Origin of the sequence: Micromonospora sp. A3M-1-15 (assembly GCF_024213425.1) — a bacterium.
GTDB lineage: Bacteria > Actinomycetota > Actinomycetes > Mycobacteriales > Micromonosporaceae > Micromonospora > Micromonospora chersina.
In genome coordinates, this window is the sequence record NZ_JANAVK010000001.1 from 1,071,942 (window position 1) to 1,090,699 (window position 18,758).

An 18,758-nucleotide genomic window follows, 5' to 3' on the forward strand; every position below is an offset into this window, starting at 1 on the left:
GGTAGCCCCGACCGGATTCGAACCGGCGCTACCGCCTTGAGAGGGCGGCGTCCTGGGCCGCTAGACGACGGGGCCAGGCACTTTTCCTGCTTCACCGCCCTGGCGGGCGGTGCGGCAGTAGTCTAGCGGCACCGCGTCCGGCCCCCGTGGAGGGGGTCGGAACGCCGAACCACGGCCGGAACACGAAACAGCCCGCCCCACGAGGTGGGACGGGCTGTCAGCGCTGGTAGCCCCGACCGGATTCGAACCGGCGCTACCGCCTTGAGAGGGCGGCGTCCTGGGCCGCTAGACGACGGGGCCAGAACTTCATGCTTCCACGCCCTCGCGGGCGGGAAGCTGCACTCTATCAGAGATCAACTGCCGCCCCTCTCGCGAGGGGCGGAGCGGAACTCCGCCAGAATCCAGCGTCCGGGATTCTCGCGAATCCGCGGCTGCGCTGGGGTACCAGGACTCGAACCTAGACTAACTGAACCAGAATCAGTCGGGCTGCCAATTACCCCATACCCCATTGGCCCCTTGCGGCGCCGGGAATGAACTTTACCCTCCCGGTGCCGGCAGGCCAAATCCAACCCCCCGAACCGCCACTGAGCTGCGGAAACGAGGCGTCGGACGCATCAGGCGACCGGTACCACCGGGTTGGTGAGTTCGCCGATCCCCTCGATCCGCACGGTGACCGTATCCCCGTCGGTGAGCGGGCTAACCCCCGCCGGCGTGCCGGTCAGCACCACGTCGCCGGGGAGCAACGTCATGACGTGGGAGATGTACGACACCAGGGCCGGCACGTCGAAGACCATGTCCTTGGTCCGGCCGAGCTGGCGTACCTCCATCTCCTCCGGGTTGCGACCGACCTCACAGCGGACCTCCAGGTCGGTGACGTCAAGCCCGGTGGTGATCCACGGCCCGATCGGGCAGAACGAGTCGAAGCCCTTGGCCCGGGTCCACTGCCCGTCGGAGCGCTGGAGGTCCCGCGCGGTGACGTCGTTGGCGCAGGTGTAGCCGAAGATGGCCCGCTCGGCGGCGGCCCGGTCGGCCCGGCGCGCGCCCGGCGCGCCGATCACCACGGCCAGCTCCGCCTCGTGCTCGACCTGCTTCGAGAAGATGGGCAGCCGGATGGCGTCCCGGGGACCGATCACCGAGGTGGACGGCTTGAGGAAGAGCAGCGGCTCCTTGGGCACCTCGCTGCCGTGCTCGGCGGCGTGTTCGGCGTAGTTGCGGCCGACGCAGACCACCTTGCTCGGCAGGATCGGCGAGAGCAGCCGGACGTCGGAGAGCGCCCAGCGGGCGCCGGAGAACTGGATCTGCCCGAACGGATGGCCCTCGATCTCGGCGATGGTCAGGCCCTGCGGCCCGGCCTCCGGCTCGCCCTCGACGACCCCGAACGACATTCCCTTGGCATGAGCGAAACGAGCGATACGCACCCGGCCAATCTATCCCCGACGCCCGGCCGGGCCACGCCGGACGTGGCCACGGGCTCCGCCGGGTGGGTGGCGCGCCAGGATACGCCGGCCCGCGCCGGCCGGGGCGGGATTGCCGGCTTCGTACCCGCCCGGCGTGCCCGGGCCCATAGCTTCGGGGCCGGAGGTTCGTTCGTATGCCTGCATCGAGACGACACCACAGGACCCTGGCAGTGCTCGTGAACTGCCTCGGCATCATGGCCGCCGTGCCGGCGCTGCCGCTCACGGCACCCCGGGCGGAGGCCGCGCCCCCGCCACCGGCGGCTCCGCCGGCGCAAGCGGCGGCTCCGCCGGCCGTGGCGGCCCGGGCCACCCCGATTCCGACCGGGATGCCCGCGGCGCCCCCGGCGATGCCGACCACCAAGCCGGCGCCCATCCAGCTGACCACCCCGCCGGTCACCGTGGCGGTGGCGGCGGCCGGCACCCCGGCGCCGGGCTACCGGATCCAGGTCCGCAACGCCGGCCCCACGATGGTCGAGACGACCGTCCGGCAGGAGTTGCCGGCCGGGTCGCGGGCGACCGCGGTGACCGGTGGCGGCCGGGCGAACCGCCCGATCGGGTCGGCCACGGCCAACGAGGTGACCTGGCGGCTGCGGCTGCCGGCGCGGAGCACCACCACGCTGAACACGGCGCTCAGCGGGGCCGCCCAGGGCCGGCCGGTGACCGCGCCGACCTGCGCGTACGGCACGGACGGCACCCGGCCGTACGACTGCGCCACGGCGACCTGGACCGGGCCCACGGTGGTGCCGGCCGCGAAGGTGACCGCGACCCCGGCCTGGCGCCGCCCGCCGGTGCTGCTGGCCGCGCTGGCCGCGCTCCTGGTCGTCACCGGCGGCGTGCTGTGGTGGGTGTGGCGGCGCCGGCGTTCCGGCCCGGCGCGGGCGGCCACCGGCACCCCGGCCGGCCCGAACCGGCTCGCCGCCGGCGTCCCGCCGGTCGGCGGCGGGGCGGGCGGCCGGGCGGACCGCGGCACGGTCTACCCGCGCCCGGCGATGCCCGCCGCCACCGGACGACGCCGCCGGCCGCCGATCTGGGCGGTGATCGGGGTCGCTGCCGCGGTGCTGGCCGGCGTGGTCGGCGCGGCGGCGTGGACGGCCACCCAGCGGGTCGCCGCGATGGACACCACCAAGCAGCCGACCAGCGGCGCCTGGGTGGGCAACAGCGTCACCGGTCCGCTCGGCGTCCCGCTGCGCGAGAGCGCGTTCGAGTTCACCGTCTACCGGATGGCCTGCGGCGCGGGCACGCAGCCCGCGGCGTCGGCCGGCGGGCGGCAGTGCCTGGCCACGGTCGGGGTGCGCAACCTCACGCCGGGCGAGCAGACCTGGCACGGGCAGTTGCAGCGGGCGTACCTGCCCGGGGGCAACTGGGTGGCCACCGACGAGAGCGCCACCCGGGTGGCGAACCTCGGCCGGGACGTCTTCGCCCAGCCGGTCGCCGCCGGTTCCCGGGTGCTGCTGCCGCTGGTGTTCACCGTGCACGGCGACGACCCACCGAAGCAGTTGGAGCTGCGCAGCGGGGTCTTCTCCGCCGGCGTGCGGGTGGACGTGCCGTGACCCGGGGCGGGGCGGCGGTCGTACCCTGGGGTCCGTGACCGCCGCCCTCGCCCCCGCCACCGCGCTCGACGCGGCCGACTGGCAGGCCCGGCGTCGCGCCCACGAGGAGCGGGTGGACGCCTGGCTGGCGCCGCACCTGGCCCGCCGCCGCTCCGCGGTGCGGCACCCCGTCGAGGACTTCCTCTTCACCTACTACTCGCACCGCCCGGCCCAGCTGCGCCGCTGGCACCCCGGCGCCGGCGTGGTGCTGCGCGACGCGGACCCGGCCGGGTTCGGCCGGGACTACCGCGCCACCGCCGCCGGGGTCACCCTCGACACCGAGGGGGTACGCGCGCGGCGCGCCGAGTCCGTCGCCTGGATCCGCACGCTGCTCGCGGCGACCGCAGGCCGCCCGGCCCACTTCGGCTGCTTCGGCATGCACGAGTGGGCGATGGTCTACCGGCAGACGCAGGACGAGGTGCGGCACAACGCCTGGCCGCTGCGGCTCAGCCCGGCGGCCACCGCGGCGGTCGTCGAGGAGCGGGGCGTGCGGTGCAGCCACTTCGACGCGTTCCGGTTCTTCACGGCGCCGGCCCGGCCGCTCAACGTGCTCACACCGACCCGGGAGAGCCAGCACGCGCTGGAGCAGCCGGGCTGCCTGCACGCCAACATGGATCTCTACAAGTGGGCGTACAAGCTGTCCCCGCTGGTGCCGTCGGAGCTGGTGGCGGACGCCTTCGCGCTGGCCCGGGAGATCCGCACGCTGGACATGCGGGCCAGCCCGTACGACCTGGCCGACCTCGGTCACCCGCCGGTCCGGGTGGAGACCCCGGAGGGCCGGGCCGAGTACGCCGCCGCCCAGCGGGGCTTCGCCGAGCGGGCCGCCGGGCTGCGGACCCGGCTGCTGGCCGCCCTCGACGCGACCGACCGGCCGGCCTGACCGGGGCCCACCGACGCGCGCCGGCGGGCCCCCGCCCAGGCGGTCAGGCGACGGTGCAGCTCACCACCGGGACCGGGTTCGCGCCGGCGCCGCCGGCCAGGAAGCCGAACGTGGTCTGCGCGCCGGGGGCGAGGCTGCCGTTCCAGCTCGCGTTCCGGGCGGTCACCGCGGTGCCGCTCTGGCTCACCTCGGCGCTCCACGACTGGGTGATCCGCTGGCCGTCGGCCAATGTGAAGCGGGCCGTCCAGCCGGACACCGGCGCGGTGCCGCTGTTGCGGACGGTGATCTCACCCTGGAAGCCGCCCTGCCACTGCCCGACGATCCGGTAGGTCGCCGTGCACCCGGTCCCGGACGGGTCGGTCGGCGTCGGCGTCGGGCCGCCGCTCGGGGTGGTGCCGGGCGTCGGGGTGGGGCCGCCGGTCGGCGAGGCGGTGGGCGTCGGGGTGGTGGGCGTCGGGGTGGTGCCGTGCAGGGCCGCGGTGAGCGCCGGGTACCAGCGGTCGGACATCTTCTGGTCGCCGGCGGCGTTGGGGTGCACGCCGTCGTAGGTGTCCGTGGCCGTGCTGAAGCCGGTCCACTGGTCGACCACCACCACCGGCGAGGCCATGGTGGTCTTCCCCGCCGCCCAGCCGTCGACGAGGGCGTTGAGCGCGACCACCCGCTGCCCGCACTCGGTGCAGGTGGCCGGGTTCATCGGGATGATCTTCGCGACCAGCACGGTCGTCGTCGGGTTGGCGGCCCGCATCTGGTCCACCAGCTTCGAGTACGCGGCCAGGATGGTGGCCGGGGCGATGTTGCTCCACACGTCGTTGGTGCCGAAGTGCATGAGCACCACGTCCGGGTGGGTGGCGGCGAGCCAGCCGGGCAGCAGGTTCTGGTTGGCCACGTTGGTGACCAGGTAGCCGCCGTGTCCCTCGTTGTCGCCGTCGTAGGGCTGGCCGCAGCCCTGCGGGCCGAGGGTGCCCACGAAGTCGACGTCGGTGTAGCCGCTGGACTGGAGGCGGTTCCACAGCACCGACCGCCAGCAGCCGGGCGACCCCGTGATGGAGTCGCCGAGGGGCATGACCCGGACCGGGGTGGCCGCCGCGGCGGCCGGCGGCGCGGTGGGGACGAGAGCGAACCCGACCACGAGGGCGGGCAGGAGGGCGGCGACCGCGGCAAGGGCGGCGCGCAGGGGTGTGCGGAGCATGAGGACGGGACTCCTGTCACGTGACGTGGTGGTCGGTGACGGCCCTTGCTCCCGTACGTATTGAAGCGGTTCGACGCGCCCGGCTCAACCCGGTCCCGCGTGCCGGACTCAGCCGGCCGGGTGGCCCCGGTGCGCGGCCCACTCGTCCGCGAGGATCGACATCACGGTGGCGTCCACCCAGCCGTCGCCGTCGCGGAGGACCTGCCGCAGCGTGCCCTCGGCCACGAAGCCGACCTTCTCGTAGGCCCGGCGGGCGCGCGGGTTGAAGGCGAACACCTCCAGCCCGATCCGGTGCAGGCCGAGCTGCTCGAAGCCGTACCCGACGACGAGCCGGACCGCCTCGGTGCCGAGCCCCCGGTCCCGCCCGGCGGGGCCGATGAGGGTGCGGAAGTTGCAGCTGTCGTTGTGCCGGTCCCACTCGTTGAGCACCACCTCACCGACGCAGGCCCCGGTCGCGCGGTCCACGACGGCCAGGTCGAGCCGGTCCGGCTGGCTGTTGCGGGTGCCGCACCAGGCCCGCAGCCGGGCCGGTTCGAGCCCCTCCCCGGGCGGGCTGCCGGTCAGCCGGGCCACCTCCGGGTCGGCCAGGATCGCCTCGAAGGCCGCGAGGTCGTCGTCGACGAACGGGCGCAGCAGGACGCGGTCGCCGGTGAGGGTGGGCTTGACGGAGAAGTCGCTCGGCACCCGGCGAATTCTGGGCGACGGCAGTCGGGCCCTCAAACAGTTTTCCGGCGCCTGCCGGTCCAGGGGGGTGATTGGGACGGATCCCCGGTCGGCGCCCGGCCCGGTTGGCACAGTGAGGTGGTGGGCGGCGTCGGTCGGATCCAGCTGGCCGGCGACGCGGGCGACGTCAGCCGGCTGGAACTCTTCCTCGACCTGATCTTCGTCTTCGCGTTCCTCAACGTCACCGGGCTGACCGCCGAGCAGCTCAACCCGGCCGGACTGCCCCGGGGCCTGCTCCTGCTCGTGCTGCTCTGGTGGTGCTGGGCGCCGTTCGCCTGGCTGGGCAGCACCATCCGGTTGGACCGCGGGGTCATGCCGGTGGTGATGTTCGGGCTCAGCGCCACCCTGTTCGTCATGGGCCTCACGGTGCGGGAGGCGTTCCAGGACCGGCCCGGCGGGCTGCCCGGCCCGCTGGTCTTCGCCGTCGGCTACCTGATCGTGCGCGCCACCACGCTGACCGTCGGCGCGGTGGCCGCCGCCGGAGAGGTGCATCCCCGCCGGCTGGCACGGCGGGCGTGGCCGCCCCCGTTGGCCGGCGCACTGTTCCTGCTGGCCGCCGCGCTGGTCCCGGCACAGGTGCCGGACGGTGTGGGTCGGGAGTGGCTCCGCTTCGCGCTCGTGGGCGGCGCGATCGTCGCCGAGTACGGCGGGGCGATGCTGCTCGGCGCGGACCTGTGGCGGATGGGCTCGATCCCGTACTGGGCGGAACGGCACGGACTGATCATCCTGATCGGGTTCGGCGAGACGATCATCTCGGTGGGGCTGAGCCAGGGGGTGGCCACCGCCCAGCCGCTGACCCTGGAGGTGCTGGTCGGGGCGCTGCTGGGGGTGGCGCTGGCCGGCGCGCTGTGGTGGACGTACTTCGACGTGGCCCGGTTCGCGGCCGAGCAGGCGCTGGAGCGGGTCGTCGGCACCCGGCGCGCGCTGCTCGGCCGGGACGCGTACAGCTTCCTGCACCTGCCGATGATGACCGGGCTGATCCTGGTGGCGCTCGGCCTCAAGAAGGTGCTCGGCGAACTGCAGGTGGGCAGCGACAAGCCGACCCCGCTGCTCACCCTGCTGGTGCTCCACGGCGGAGTGGCGCTCTACCTGTCGGGGCTGGTGCTGTTCGAGGTGCGGACGCTGCGCATCCTGGGCCGGTCCCCGGTGCTCGGCGTCGTGCTGGTGGCCGGACTGGCTCCCCTCGCGCCGCACCTGCCGGCGCTGGCCGAGCTGGCCCTGCTGGCCGCCGCGGTGGGCACGACCGCGCTTGCCGACCTGACCGTGTTCCGGCGCCGGCACCGCCGGTTGCACGCGCAGATCGGGCCGATCCAGGAGCACGGCGGGGTCACCCCGAAGGAGCTCTTCTTCGACCTGGTCTTCGTCTACGCGTTCCTCCAGGTGGCCGCGCTGATGGCCGACGACCCGACGTGGCCGGGCCTGGCACGCGGGCTGCTGGTGCTCGCCGTGCTCTGGCAGGCCTGGTGCGCGTACGCCTGGCTGGCGGCCGAGGTCCGCGCGGAGAATGCGGTGGTCCGCCTGGTCATGGTGCTCGTGGTGGCGCTCACCGCGATGATCACGCTGGCCAGCCCGCAGGCGCTCGACGACTCGAGCGGCGGCCTGCCCGGGCCGCTGGTCTTCGTCGCCTGCTACGCGGCCATCCGGCTGCTGCATCTGGCCTCGTTCGGGCTGGTGGCGTGGCAGAACCCGGCCTGGCGGACGCCGCCGTTGCGGGCCGCCGCGCCGACCCTTGTCGCGCTCGGCCTGATGCTGGTCTCCGCGCTGCTGCCGCTGCCGGTCGGCGACGTCCGCCAGTTCTCCCCGCCGCGGGTCGCGCTGTGGGTGCTCGCCATCGCGGTCGACGTGCTCGGGAACGCCCGGGTGGGCCTGCGCCACCTCAGCGTGCGCTCGGCGGAGCACTGGGCCGACCGGCACAGCCTGATCATCATCATCGGGCTCGGCGAGGCGGTGATCTCGATGGGCAGCGCCGTGGTCTACACGCCGGTCTCGGCCCGGATCGTGGTGGCGGCGTTCCTCGGCACCGCCCTGCTGGCCACCCTGTGGTGGACCTACTTCGGCTGGGACAGCACCGAGGGGGAACGGGCGCTGGCCGCCGCCGACCTCCGCACCCGGACCCGGCTGGCCCGCGACGCGTACACCTGGCTGCACCTGCCGATGGTGGCCGGGATCGTGCTGGTCTCGCTCGGCCTGCGCAAGACCATGTCGGTGCTGGGCAGCCGGGGCTTCTTCGAGCTCGGGCCGCCGCCGTACCCGCTGGCGCACGCCGCGCTCTTCGGCGGGGTGCTGCTCTACCTGCTGGGGGTCCAGGCGTTCCGGTGGCGGACGACCGGGCGCGGGCGACCCGCCCGCCAGGTGCTGACCCTGGTCGTGGCGGCGCTGCTGCCGCTGACGGCCGGCCTGTCGGCGCTGCTCGCGCTGGCCCTGCTGGCCGCGGCCTGCCTGGCCCTCACCGCGTTCGAGGTGCTCCGCGACCACGAGCGGGCCGCCACCGGGCCGGTGCCGTCGCGCTGACCCGCGGTCAGTCGCCGTCCACCCGGCGGTCGCGCTTGCGCTGGGACTGCCTCTTCTTCTCGGCCAGCCGGCGCTCCTTGGCGGCCCGGGACGGGCGGGTGGGGCGGCGCGGCTTCGGCGGCGGCGCGACCGCCTCGCGCAGCAGGGCGGCCATCCGCTCGCGGGCCGCCTCGCGGTTGGCCAACTGCGCCCGGTGCTCGCTGGCGGCCACGGTCAGCACCCCGTCGACCAGCCGGCCGGCGAGCCGGTCCAGGGCGCGGGCGCGCAGCGGCTCGGGCACACTCGGCGACCCGGCCAGGTCGAAGCTCAGCTCCACCCGCGAGTCGGTGGTGTTGACCCCCTGGCCACCCGGGCCGGACGAGCGGGAGAAGCGTTCCCGCAGCTCGGCGTCGGGCAGCACGAGCCGGTCGGTCACCCGCAGTCCGTCGTCCACGCCCCGAGGCTAACGCCCGGCGCGGTGGCCCGGGGTGGCGGTCACGGTCGGGGTCGGGGTGGGACCGGGGCCCGCGCGTTCGTGGTCCGACCCGGCCGCCGCGTACGCCGCCGCCCCGAACAGCAGCAGCGCGATCACGCCGATCTTGGTGATGACCGCACGGGTCGCCATCCACGCGGTGCGCCGGGCGCCCGGGACGGTGGTCCGGATGGTCTTGTAGTCCTTCCAACCCCGCTGCGCGCGGGCGTACGACGCGCCGACACCGGCGCCGATGACCAGGCCCACCAGGAGGAGGGCCGCGATGACAGCTTGCTCCACCTCCGCCAGTATCCATACTCAGCGTAATATTTCCATGGCCCGATGGTCCCACGCCGGATATCCGACACTTCTGACCTTCCGGCGGACCGTTCGGCACGCCGGCGCAGGTCAGCACCGCGGGGCCGGTCAGCCGCCCCGGCCGATGATGGTGTCGGCGGTCTGCTGGACCTGGTCGATCGGGATGGCGAACCCGATGCCGATCGAGCCGTTGCCGTCGATGGTGGCGATGGCCGTGTTCACCCCGACCACCTCACCCCGCGCGTTGACCAGCGGCCCGCCGGAGTTGCCCGGGTTGATGGAGGCGTCGGTCTGCACCGCGGTGTGCCGGCCGTTGCCGATGCGGACCTGCCGGTTGAGCGCGCTGACGATGCCGGCGGTGACGGTGCCGGCCAGGCCGAGCGGGGAGCCGACCGCGAGCACCGGCTCCCCCACCCGGGTGGAGTTCGGCTTGGCCAGCGGCAGCGCCGACAGCCGGGCCGCCGCCGGGACCCTCAGCACCGCCAGGTCGCTTCCCGGCTCCCTCCCCACCACCTCGGCGGTGAACCGGCGCCCGTCGGAGGTCTCCACCGTCACCGGTCCGGAGCCGCCCTTGGCCAGGATGTGGTCGTTGGTGACGATGTGCTGCTCGTTGTCGATGGCGAAGCCGGAGCCGGAGGCCGACGCGCCGGACGTCCCGCCGACCATCACCGAGACCACTCCGGGGACGGTCTTCTCGGCGGCGGTGACCAGCTCCGCCGGCACCGGCGCGGCGGAGGCCGCCGCCGGGCCGGGGGCGTCCCGGTCGGCCGCCCAGGTGCCGGCCGCCGCCCCGGAGACGGTGGAGAGGGCCACCACCACCGCCGCGCTCAGCAGCCGGCCGCGCCAGCTCCGCCGTGCCGCCTCCCGCTCGGCCCCGGGCACGTCCCAGCGCCCGCGTCCGTCCGGGTCCAGCTCGGGCGAGACGAACCACGGGCCGCGCGGCTCGCCGAGTCCGGTCTGCACTGCCATACCTGGGCTCCTCACGTGTCGTGCGTCGTCCGGTCGTGGTGCGGGTCAGGGCAGCCGGGAGAACCACCGCAGCGAACCGGCGGCGGCCCCCATGGCGAAGACCAGCCCGAGGCCGATGAAGCGGGCCGAGATGTCCTGCCGTTCCTTGCGGTAGCCCACCGAGGTGCCGATGTCCTCGTAGACGGCGCGCAGCTCCTGGCTTGTCGACGCCTCGTGGAAGCCGCCGCCGGTCTCGTCGGCGACCGCCTTGAGGGTCTGCCCGTCGACCGGCACCTGGATCGCCCGCCCGCCCCGGTCCACCGAGCCGGACGGCGTGCCGAACGAGATGGTGTGCACCGGCACCTTGGCCGCCACGGCCTGGCCGGCCGCCTCCATGGGATCCATCCCGGAGGTGTTCGCGCCGTCGGAGAGGATGATGATGCGCGCGGGCGGCGGGTCCTTCGCGGCCTTCGCGTCGAGGCTCTTCACCGCGCCCAGCGAGGTGCTGATCGCCTCCCCGATGGCCGTGCCCTGCACCCCGGTGATGCCCTCGGCGAGCCGCTCGATCCCCTCGTGCAGGGCGTCCCGGTCGGTGCCCGGCGGCACCAGCACCGCCGCGCTGCCGGCGAACGCCACGAGCCCCACGTTGAACTCGTCCGGGAGTCCGTCGACGAACCGGCGGGCGGCCTCCTTGGCGGCGGTCAGCCGGTCCGGGTCGACGTCGCCGGCCAGCATCGAGGTGGAGACGTCCACGGCCACCATCACGGTGGCCCGCTCCCGGGGCACCCGCACCTCGGCGTTGGGCCGGGCGAAGCCGACCACCAGCAGCGCGAGCATGGCGAGGAAGAGGCCCGCCGGGACGTGGCGGCGCCAGGCCGGCCGCCGCGGGGCGACCCGGTCCAGCAGCCGCAGGTTGGTGAAGCGCACCGCGTACCGGCTCTGCCGGCGCTGCATCACGACATAGCCGACGACCAGCGCGGCGACGCCGAGCAGGAGCCAGAGACGGGCGGGCGACTGCCAGCTCACCTCGCACCTCCCCGGGCCGCGGCGGGCGCGGCGGCGAGCCGGCGCTGGGCGTGCACGTGCCGGACGATGTCCGCGCTCCAGTCCCGGTCGGTACGCAGCGCCAGGTGCGTCGCCCCGGACCGGCGCAGCGCGTGCCGGACCTGGTCGCGCTGCGCCGCGGCGGCCTGCGCGTAGCGCTCGCGCAGGGCCGGGTCGCCGGTCCACACCTCGCGGTGGCGGCCGGTCTCCGGGTCGACGAGGGTGACCAGCCCGACGTCGGGCAGCTCCAGCTCGCGCGGGTCGGTCACCTCGACGGCGAGCACCTGGTGCCGGACGGCCAGCCGGCGCAGCACGGTCTCCCAGGCCGGGGCGGCCTCGGGGTCGTCGGGCAGCCCGTCGAGGAAGTCGGAGACGACCACCACCAGCCCGCGCCGGGTGGCCACCCGTTGCAACCCGTCCAGCCCGTCGGCAAGGGTCGGCGGGGGAAAGTCCCGGTGCCCGTCGGTGCGCGGCGCGCCCAGCAGCGCGCGGAGCAGCCCGAGCAGGTGGGTACGCCCGCCCCGGGCCGGGAACCGGCGTACGCCCTCGGGGGCGAGCACCTGGCCGCCGAGGCGGTTGCCGGCGCCGGCGGTGAGGAAGCCGACCGCCGCCACCGCGGCCACGGCCAGTTCCCGTTTGTCCAGCGTGGCCGTGCCGTACTCCATGCTGGGGCTGGCGTCGACCAGCAGCCAGGTGGTCAGCTCGCGGTCCGCGTCGACCTCGCGCACGTGCGGGACGGTGGTCCGCGCGGTGACCGCCCAGTCCATCCGGCGTACCTCGTCCTCGCCGGGGCGGTACTCCCGGCTGCCGGCCGCCTCGCTGCCCGGCCCGGGCAGCAGGCCGCGGTACTGGCCGTGCAGCAGCCCGTCGAGCCGCCGGGTGACGGTCAGTTCCAGCCGGCGCAGTCGCTGGTCGGGGGCGAGGTCGGCCAGCCCGGGCTCGGGCAGGACGGGTGCGTCCCGGCGCCTCATGCCGCCGCCAGGTCGGGCGCCGCCTCCGGGTGCCCGGTGACCACCCGGGGTGGCGGCACCGCCTCGACCAGCCGGCGGACCAGCGTCTCGGCGGAGATCCCGTCGGCCACCGCGTCGAAGGAGAGCACCAGCCGGTGGGCCAGCACGTCGACCGCCAGGTCCCGGATGTCGTCCGGGAGGACGTAGTCCCGGCCGTGGATCAGCGCCTGCGCCCGGGCCGCCGCCACCAGGCCGAGGGTGGCCCGCGGGCTCGCCCCGTACGCCAGCAGGGGCGCGATCTCGGACAGCCCGAACCGCCCCGGGTCCCGGGTGGCGAGGATGAGCCGGACCACGTACTCGGCGAGGGCGTGGTGGACGAAGATGTCGGCGGCGCGCCGCTGGAGCGCCCGCAGCCGGGACGGGTCGAGCACCGGTCGCGCGGTCGGCCGCTCGGTGCTCATCCGGTAGAGGATGGCCAGCTCGTCGGCGTCGCTCGGGTAGTCGACGACGATCTTCATGAGGAAGCGGTCGCGCTGCGCCTCGGGGAGCTGGTAGACCCCCTCCGACTCGATCGGGTTCTGGGTGGCCAGCACGAGGAACGGGTCGGGGACGGGCCAGCTCCGGCCGCCGATGGAGACCTGCCGCTCGGCCATCGCCTCCAGCAGCGCCGACTGCACCTTGGCCGGGGCCCGGTTGATCTCGTCGGCGAGCACCAGGTTCGCCATGATCGGACCCAGCTCCACGTCGAACGCCTCGGTGGAGACCCGGTAGATGCGGGTGCCGACGATGTCGGAGGGGACCAGGTCGGGGGTGAACTGGATCCGGGAGAAGCTGCCGCCGACCACCGTGGCGAGGGTGTGCGCCGCGAGGGTCTTGGCCACTCCCGGCACGCCCTCCAGCAGGCAGTGGCCGTCGGCGATCAGGGCGGTCAGCAGGCGGTCGACGAGGCGATCCTGCCCGACGATCACGCGTTTGACCTCGAAGAGGGTCTGTTCCAGCTCGACGCCGCTCGCGTCGGCATCGACCGGGCTGGGCACGCTGGCCAGGGTGTCCGAGATGTCCGTCACGGTGCTTGCTTCCCGTGCCGACGTACGGACAAACGTCGGATTATCAGCCCCTCGGCGCCCCTTTCCGGCCCGGATCGGGACGACTCCCCCGCCCGGTTCGCAACGGCGCGAGCGGGATCGGGCACCCCAGGCCGGCCCAGAGCGGGTCAGGTCAGGCCGGCCGGCCCCCGCGTGGGGCGGGGGCCGGCGTGGCGGCCTGTGATCAGTTGGCGATGAGCAGGTGGAACGGCCGGTCGGCGTACCCGCCGGAGGAGCTGCGGGTCTGGATGAAGACGGCGTTCGGGGTCAGGTAGCGGGGCGCCACCGAGACCTCACCGCTCGGCGGGACGTTCGCCGCGTCGTTGGTGCCGATGGTCGCGTGCAGCCCCCGGAGGTGGACGTCGTAGTCGAGCGTCACCTGGTACTGCCCGGCGAACTGGCCGGGCAGCGACGGCGAGAACTTCTTGGCGCTCACGACGTTCGCCGAGTGCTGGAGCAGGGTCCCGTTGGCGCTCACCACCGCCCAGGCGACCAGGCCGGCGGTCGGCGCGGCGAGGGTGGCGTTCAGCGCGGCCTTCGCCGCCCGGCTCTCGGCGGCGGTCACCGGGGGCTGGTGGCCGGGCTGCCGGGCGCCGGGCTGCCCGGCCTCGGCCGCGGTCTTCGCCGCCGGGTGGGCGGCGGCCGCGATACCCCCGCCGGCCAGGGTGAGGGACAGCGCGGCGAGGGCCACCACCGTCGCCTTGCGCTTGAGGAATGTGGCCATGACAGATCTCCCTTGTGTGACCGTGGTGACACGGCCGACCCGCGTGCGGTGCGGGACGGCTGGATTCGACATGCCAGCCAGGTGCGGAAAATTGCGGGCCATCGGGGGACCCACGTCGTCAGCGCACCGTTAATGTCGAGCTGCACCTGGCTCTGAACTGGGCTTACTACGGAGAGTCGCGACGCCTCGACCACGTGGAACCTAACACCGGAAAATGCGGAGGGTCAATGCTTCACATTTACGGCGCGCCATTCAAAATATGTTTTCGACAATCGTGAGAAGTGAGGGTCCGACCATTCACGAAATGGCCGCTTGGGACACCGCCCCGGCCGGCCGGCCGGTAGCGTGACAGCCGTGATCACGACGAGTGGGCCGGGACCGGCCGGCACCCGGGTCCGCCGGTTCGCCACGATCGCCTGCTGGGTGGCCGTCACGCCCGTGGCCGCCTGGGCGGTGCTCCGGCTGGCCGGGCTGGAACGGGGGCCGCTGGTGCAGGCGGTCGCCTTCACGCCGTACGTCGCCGCCGCCGCGCCGGCCACGGTGGCGCTGGCGCTCGCCCTCCGGCGCCGCGCGCCTGCGGCGGTCGCGGCGCTCGCCGCCCTGGCGCTGCTCGGCGCGGTGGCGCCGCGCGCCGTCCACGACGACCGGCCTCCGGTCCACGGGCCGGTGCTCCGGCTGCTCACCGCCAACCTGCTCAAGGGCCGCGCCGACCCGGCGCGGCTGGTCGAGCTGGTCCGGACGCACAAGGTGGACGTGCTGACCGTGCAGGAGTTCACCCCGCAGGCCGCCGCCGAGCTGGACCGGCTCGGGCTGGCCACCCTGCTGCCCTACCGGATGCTGAACCCGGAGGTCGGCACCACCGGCTCCGGCCTGTACGCGTGCCACCCGCTCAGCGACACCGGCTACCGGCGCAACCAGGGCTTCTTCTTCAGCCAGGCGTACGGGACGGTGGCCGTGCCGGGCGCGCCGCCGCTGCGGGTGGAGTCGGCGCACCCGGCCGCCCCGTACGCCGTCGAGGTGGTGCCGGACTGGTGGACCGACCTGCGGGCCCAGCCGCCGGCCACCCCGCGGGGCGGGTTGAGCGTCCTGGCCGGCGACTTCAACGCCACCCTCGACCATGCGCCATTGCGCGACCTCATCGACACCGGCTACGTCGACGCCGCCGCCGCGGCCGGCGCCGGGCTCTCCGGCACCTGGGGCCCGTACGACGGTGACCCGATCCCGCCGGTCGCCATCGACCACGTGCTGGTCGACCGGCGCATCGCGGTCCGCGCCGTCGACGTGTACGCCGTGCCGGGCAGCGATCACCGTGCCGTGCTGGCCGAGCTGCGGCTGCCCGCCGGGTGAGCCGGCGTCAGACCCGCGCCCGGTCCAGGCCGTAGGTGAGGGCGTCGACGAGGGCGTGCCAGCTGGCCTCGACCACGTTGGGGTGGACGCCGACCGTGGTCCAGTCGCGGCCGGCCCCGGCGGTCTCGACGAGCACCCGGGTCACCGCGCCGGTGCCGTGGCTGCCCTCCAGGATGCGGACCTTGTAGTCGGCCAGCTCGAACTCGCGCAGCTCCGGGTAGTGCCGGGCGAGCGCCACCCGCAGCGCCTCGTCGAGGGCGTTGACCGGGCCGTTCCCCTCGGCGGTGGCGATGACGCGCTCGCCGCGTACCCGGATCTTGACGGTGGCCTCGGAGACCACCGCGCCGTCCTCGCGGTGCTCGACCAGCACCCGGTAGGACTCCAGCGCGAACGGCCGGGCCGGCGCGGCGTCCGGCAGCTCGGAGCGGACCAGCAGCTCGAACGAGGCGTCGGCGGCCTCGAACGACCAGCCGCCGGCCTCCAGTTCCTTGACCCGGTTGGTCACCCGGGACAGGGTGTCCGGATGGCCGGCCAGGTCCAGGCCCAGCTCGCGGCTCTTGAGCTCGACGCTGGCCCGGCCGGCCATCTCGGTCACCAGGATCCGCATGTCGTTGCCCACCACCGAGGGATCCACGTGGTTGTAGAGCAACGGGTCGACCTTGATCGCGCTCGCGTGCAGCCCCGCCTTGTGGGCGAAGGCGGCGGCCCCGACGTAGGCCTGGTGGGTGTCGGGGGCGATGTTGGCGATCTCGGCGATGGCGTGCGAGACCCGCACCATCTGTTCCAGGCAGCCCTCCGGTAGGACGGGCATGCCGAGCTTGAGCTGGAGGTTGGCCACGATCGCGAACAGGTCGGCGTTGCCGGGGCGCTCGCCGTAACCGTTGGCGGTGCCCTGGACGTGCCGGACGCCGGCCTCGACCGCGGCGATCGTGTTGGCCACCGCGCAGGCGGTGTCGTTCTGGGCGTGCATGCCGAGCCGTTCGGGGGTGATCCCGGTGCGCGCGGCGAGCTCGGTGATCGCGGCGGTGACCTGGGAGGGCAGCATCCCGCCGTTGGTGTCGCAGAGGACGAACCGCTCGGCTCCGGCGGCCAGCGCGGTCTCGGCCACCGCGGCCGTGTACGCCGCGTCGTGCCGGTGGCCGTCGTAGAAGTGCTCGCCGTCGACGAAGACCCGCCGCCCCTGCGCCACCAGGTACGCGACCGTGTCGCGGATCATCGCCAGGTTCTCCTCGGCGGTGGTGCGCAGCGCCCGCTCGACGTGCCGCAGGTCCGCCTTGGCGACCAGCGCCACGGCCGGGGTGCCCGCGTCCAGCAGCCCGCGCACCTGCGGGTCGTCCTCGACCGCGACGCCGGCCTTGCGGGTGGCCCCGAAGGCGACCAGGATCGCGTGCCGCAGCTCCAGTTCGGTGCGGGCCCGGCGGAAGAACTCGGTGTCCTTGGGCACCGCGCCCGGCCAGCCGCCCTCGATGAAGCCGACCCCGAGGTCGTCGAGGAGGCGGGCCACCGCCAGCTTGTCGACCACCGAGTAGGTGAGCCCCTCGCGCTGGGCGCCGTCGCGCAGCGTCGTGTCGTACACCTGGAAGGTCATGGGGAGTTCCTCTTCTCGAACCTGGGGGAGCAACAAAAAGACCCCCCGCGGATGCGGGAGGTCTGCGCGCTCGGCGAGAGGGAAGGCCGGCGCGCTAGCTGCCAATAATCAGGACGGAGCTGGTCACGGCTCGTACTCTGCCACCCCGCACCGGTTTTGGGAGGCGAAATCCACATCGCGGGACGCACCCGTGATCGGGTTAACACGGCGCCCGCCCGGCGTCCGGCGGGAACCGGGCTGCGGAAGCATCTGGAACAGATCAAGTTACCGGCCTGGCGTCGTCGCCCGGCCGCCGTCAAGGAGGACCCGTGCTCACTGTCGGTGACCGCTTCCCCGAGTACGAACTCACCGCCTGCGTCTCCCTCGACGCCGACAAGGCGTTCGAGACGATCAACCACAAGACCTACGAGGGCAAGTGGCGCGTCGTCTTCTTCTGGCCGAAGGACTTCACCTTCATCTGCCCGACCGAGATCGCCGAGTTCGGCCGCCTCAACGGCGAGTTCGCCGACCGGGACGCCCAGGTCCTCGGCGTCTCCGTGGACAACGAGTTCGTCCACTACGCCTGGCGGAAGGACCACCCGGACCTGCGCGAGCTGCCCTTCCCGATGCTCAGCGACATCAAGCGCGAGCTGACCGCCGACTGCGGCGTGCTCGGCGAGGACGGCGTCGCCCAGCGGGCCACCTTCATCGTCGACCCGGACAACGAGATCCAGTTCGCCATGGTGACCGCCGGTTCGGTCGGCCGGAACGTCTCCGAGGTCCTGCGGGTGCTCGACGCCCTCCAGACCGACGAGCTCTGCCCGTGCAACTGGAACAAGGGCGGCGCCACCCTGGACGCCAACGCGCTGCTCGCCGGCGCCGGGGCCTGACCATGGGTCTGGACGCGGTCAAGGCGGCCCTGCCCGAGTACGCCAAGGACATCCGGCTCAACCTCGGCTCCACCATCACCACCTCGACGCTGAAGCCGGAGCAGGCCTGGGGCACCGCCCTGGCCTGCGCGGTGGCGGCCCGCAACCCGGTGGTGCTGCGGGAGATCGCCGCCGAGGCGGCCGGCCACCTCACGCCCGAGGCCGTCGAGGCGGCCAAGGGCGCGGCCACCATCATGGCGATGAACAACGTCTACTACCGGGCCAAGCACCTCATCGGCGACGAGCAGTACGCCTCGCTGCCGGCCCGCCTGCGGATGCAGATCATCGCCCGGCCCGGCGTGGAGAAGGTCGACTTCGAGCTCTGGTGCCTCGCCGTCTCGGCGATCACCGGCTGCGGCGTCTGCCTGGAGTCGCACGAGAAGACCCTGCGCGCCGCCGGGTTCAGCCGCGACCAGGTGCACGAGGGGCTGCGCATCGCGTCCGTCGTGCACGCCGCCGCGGTGGCCCTGGACGCGGAGGCCGCACTGGCCTGAACCGATTGGTGTATCGATCTTCGCATCCGGGTAGGAACGGATCCGACAGGCACATCCCCCAGAAGTCGAGAAAGGGAGTGTTGACGCCATGGAGCGGCTCGACCCTCGAACGACCCACGGGACGCCGGAATCGCGTTTCGATCCGTGGAGCTACCGGAACGACGCCGGGGTGACCGGCGTGGACCTGGTGGGCTACAAGGTGGAGGCGACGGACGGCGGTATCGGCAAGGTGGACCGGGCCAGCCACGAGGTGAACTCCAGTTTCCTCGTGGTCGACACCGGTCCGTGGATCTTCGGTAAGAAGGTCATGCTGCCGGCCGGCACCGTCAACCACGTCGACCACGACGAGCGGAAGGTCTACGTCGACCGGAGCAAGGACCAGATCAAGGCCGCGCCCGAGTACGACGAGACCACCGACACGGACCCGGCGTACCGGGACAAGCTCGGCGGCTACTACGACGACACCTACTCGTCGATCCCGCCGGGCACGGCCCGGTAACGGAGACACCTGCAACCAGCGGCCGGCGGGGCACATCGTGGCCCCGCCGGCCG

General features: G+C 74.0%; 18 protein-coding genes and 3 tRNA genes. 7 read left to right on the top strand and 14 right to left on the bottom strand.

The window, feature by feature from the left end:
• Positions 1-2 precede the first annotated feature (2 nt).
• From NLX85_RS04865 to NLX85_RS04880, 4 genes are all read right to left on the bottom strand, one after another.
• Positions 3-75: transfer RNA gene (locus NLX85_RS04865), tRNA-Glu, on the bottom strand.
• 149 nt (positions 76-224) lie between these two features.
• Positions 225-300: transfer RNA gene (locus NLX85_RS04870), tRNA-Glu, on the bottom strand.
• 136 nt (positions 301-436) lie between these two features.
• Positions 437-508, bottom strand: a tRNA-Gln gene (locus NLX85_RS04875).
• Between the two features lie 106 nt (positions 509-614).
• Positions 615-1,418, bottom strand: coding sequence for a fumarylacetoacetate hydrolase family protein (locus NLX85_RS04880; RefSeq protein WP_254331815.1), 804 nt, complete (start codon positions 1,416-1,418; stop codon positions 615-617).
• Positions 1,419-1,591: 173 nt separating this feature from the next.
• On the opposite strand from NLX85_RS04880, the gene NLX85_RS04885 reads away from it, so the two are divergent.
• Both NLX85_RS04885 and NLX85_RS04890 read left to right on the top strand, forming a co-directional pair.
• Complete coding sequence (locus tag NLX85_RS04885; protein ID WP_254331816.1) at positions 1,592-3,007, top strand: hypothetical protein; 1,416 nt, start codon at positions 1,592-1,594, stop codon at positions 3,005-3,007.
• Between the two features lie 34 nt (positions 3,008-3,041).
• Positions 3,042-3,926 (top strand): 3-methyladenine DNA glycosylase, encoded by an 885-nt coding sequence (locus NLX85_RS04890; RefSeq protein WP_254331817.1) that lies wholly within the window; start codon positions 3,042-3,044, stop codon positions 3,924-3,926.
• 43 nt (positions 3,927-3,969) lie between these two features.
• Here the strand turns inward: NLX85_RS04890 and NLX85_RS04895 are convergent, their stop codons facing one another.
• Positions 3,970-5,115: a cellulose binding domain-containing protein gene (locus tag NLX85_RS04895; RefSeq protein WP_254331818.1), complete on the bottom strand. Its 1,146-nt coding sequence runs from the start codon at positions 5,113-5,115 to the stop codon at positions 3,970-3,972.
• 108 nt (positions 5,116-5,223) lie between these two features.
• Complete coding sequence (locus NLX85_RS04900; protein ID WP_254331819.1) at positions 5,224-5,799, bottom strand: GNAT family N-acetyltransferase; 576 nt, start codon at positions 5,797-5,799, stop codon at positions 5,224-5,226.
• 120 nt (positions 5,800-5,919) lie between these two features.
• On the opposite strand from NLX85_RS04900, the gene NLX85_RS04905 reads away from it, so the two are divergent.
• The gene (locus tag NLX85_RS04905; RefSeq protein WP_254331820.1) at positions 5,920-8,349 is read left to right on the top strand and encodes a low temperature requirement protein A; all 2,430 of its coding nucleotides are present in this window, start codon (positions 5,920-5,922) and stop codon (positions 8,347-8,349) included.
• A gap of 7 nt (positions 8,350-8,356) precedes the next feature.
• Here the strand turns inward: NLX85_RS04905 and arfB are convergent, their stop codons facing one another.
• From arfB to NLX85_RS04940, 7 genes are all read right to left on the bottom strand, one after another.
• Positions 8,357-8,782, bottom strand: a complete 426-nt coding sequence (arfB, locus tag NLX85_RS04910; protein WP_148427041.1) for an alternative ribosome rescue aminoacyl-tRNA hydrolase ArfB — start codon at positions 8,780-8,782, stop codon at positions 8,357-8,359.
• Positions 8,783-8,791: 9 nt separating this feature from the next.
• Positions 8,792-9,100: a hypothetical protein gene (locus NLX85_RS04915; protein WP_254331821.1), complete on the bottom strand. Its 309-nt coding sequence runs from the start codon at positions 9,098-9,100 to the stop codon at positions 8,792-8,794.
• A gap of 126 nt (positions 9,101-9,226) precedes the next feature.
• Complete coding sequence (locus NLX85_RS04920; protein WP_254331822.1) at positions 9,227-10,087, bottom strand: S1C family serine protease; 861 nt, start codon at positions 10,085-10,087, stop codon at positions 9,227-9,229.
• A 45-nt stretch (positions 10,088-10,132) separates the two neighbouring features.
• A complete protein-coding gene (locus NLX85_RS04925) occupies positions 10,133-11,092 on the bottom strand; it encodes a VWA domain-containing protein (protein ID WP_254331823.1) in 960 nt (319 codons plus the stop codon).
• Positions 11,089-12,081, bottom strand: coding sequence for a DUF58 domain-containing protein (locus tag NLX85_RS04930; protein ID WP_254331824.1), 993 nt, complete (start codon positions 12,079-12,081; stop codon positions 11,089-11,091). Before NLX85_RS04930 ends, NLX85_RS04925 begins: the two co-directional genes overlap by 4 nt.
• Positions 12,078-13,127 (bottom strand): MoxR family ATPase, encoded by a 1,050-nt coding sequence (locus NLX85_RS04935; RefSeq protein ID WP_254331825.1) that lies wholly within the window; start codon positions 13,125-13,127, stop codon positions 12,078-12,080. Before NLX85_RS04935 ends, NLX85_RS04930 begins: the two co-directional genes overlap by 4 nt.
• A 202-nt stretch (positions 13,128-13,329) precedes the next feature.
• Entirely contained in the window at positions 13,330-13,869 is a 540-nt protein-coding gene (locus NLX85_RS04940; RefSeq protein WP_254331826.1) for a hypothetical protein, read from the bottom strand.
• Positions 13,870-14,280: 411 nt separating this feature from the next.
• On the opposite strand from NLX85_RS04940, the gene NLX85_RS04945 reads away from it, so the two are divergent.
• Positions 14,281-15,216 carry an endonuclease/exonuclease/phosphatase family protein gene (locus NLX85_RS04945; protein WP_254333643.1) on the top strand — a complete coding sequence of 312 codons (936 nt, stop codon included), beginning with the start codon at positions 14,281-14,283 and terminating at the stop codon, positions 15,214-15,216.
• Between the two features lie 7 nt (positions 15,217-15,223).
• Here the strand turns inward: NLX85_RS04945 and cimA are convergent, their stop codons facing one another.
• Positions 15,224-16,804, bottom strand: a complete 1,581-nt coding sequence (gene cimA, locus NLX85_RS04950; protein WP_254331827.1) for a citramalate synthase — start codon at positions 16,802-16,804, stop codon at positions 15,224-15,226.
• Between the two features lie 308 nt (positions 16,805-17,112).
• On the opposite strand from cimA, the gene NLX85_RS04955 reads away from it, so the two are divergent.
• The 3 genes from NLX85_RS04955 (at position 17,113) to NLX85_RS04965 (ending at position 18,705) form a co-directional block, all read left to right on the top strand.
• Positions 17,113-17,673, top strand: coding sequence for a peroxiredoxin (locus NLX85_RS04955; protein WP_091312648.1), 561 nt, complete (start codon positions 17,113-17,115; stop codon positions 17,671-17,673).
• Positions 17,674-17,675: 2 nt separating this feature from the next.
• A complete protein-coding gene (locus tag NLX85_RS04960) occupies positions 17,676-18,206 on the top strand; it encodes a carboxymuconolactone decarboxylase family protein (RefSeq protein WP_254331828.1) in 531 nt (176 codons plus the stop codon).
• Between the two features lie 88 nt (positions 18,207-18,294).
• Positions 18,295-18,705, top strand: coding sequence for a PRC-barrel domain-containing protein (locus tag NLX85_RS04965; RefSeq protein ID WP_254331829.1), 411 nt, complete (start codon positions 18,295-18,297; stop codon positions 18,703-18,705).
• The last annotated feature ends 53 nt before the right edge of the window (positions 18,706-18,758 follow it).

Coding starts and splice junctions, on each gene's coding strand:
- NLX85_RS04885 (WP_254331816.1), top strand. CDS start 1,592: ATGCCTGCATCGAGACGACACCACAGGACCCTGGCAGTGCTCGTGAAC.
- NLX85_RS04895 (WP_254331818.1), bottom strand. CDS start 5,115: ATGCTCCGCACACCCCTGCGCGCCGCCCTTGCCGCGGTCGCCGCCCTC.
- NLX85_RS04920 (WP_254331822.1), bottom strand. CDS start 10,087: ATGGCAGTGCAGACCGGACTCGGCGAGCCGCGCGGCCCGTGGTTCGTC.
- NLX85_RS04930 (WP_254331824.1), bottom strand. CDS start 12,081: ATGAGGCGCCGGGACGCACCCGTCCTGCCCGAGCCCGGGCTGGCCGAC.
- NLX85_RS04940 (WP_254331826.1), bottom strand. CDS start 13,869: ATGGCCACATTCCTCAAGCGCAAGGCGACGGTGGTGGCCCTCGCCGCG.
- cimA (WP_254331827.1), bottom strand. CDS start 16,804: ATGACCTTCCAGGTGTACGACACGACGCTGCGCGACGGCGCCCAGCGC.
- NLX85_RS04960 (WP_254331828.1), top strand. CDS start 17,676: ATGGGTCTGGACGCGGTCAAGGCGGCCCTGCCCGAGTACGCCAAGGAC.
- NLX85_RS04965 (WP_254331829.1), top strand. CDS start 18,295: ATGGAGCGGCTCGACCCTCGAACGACCCACGGGACGCCGGAATCGCGT.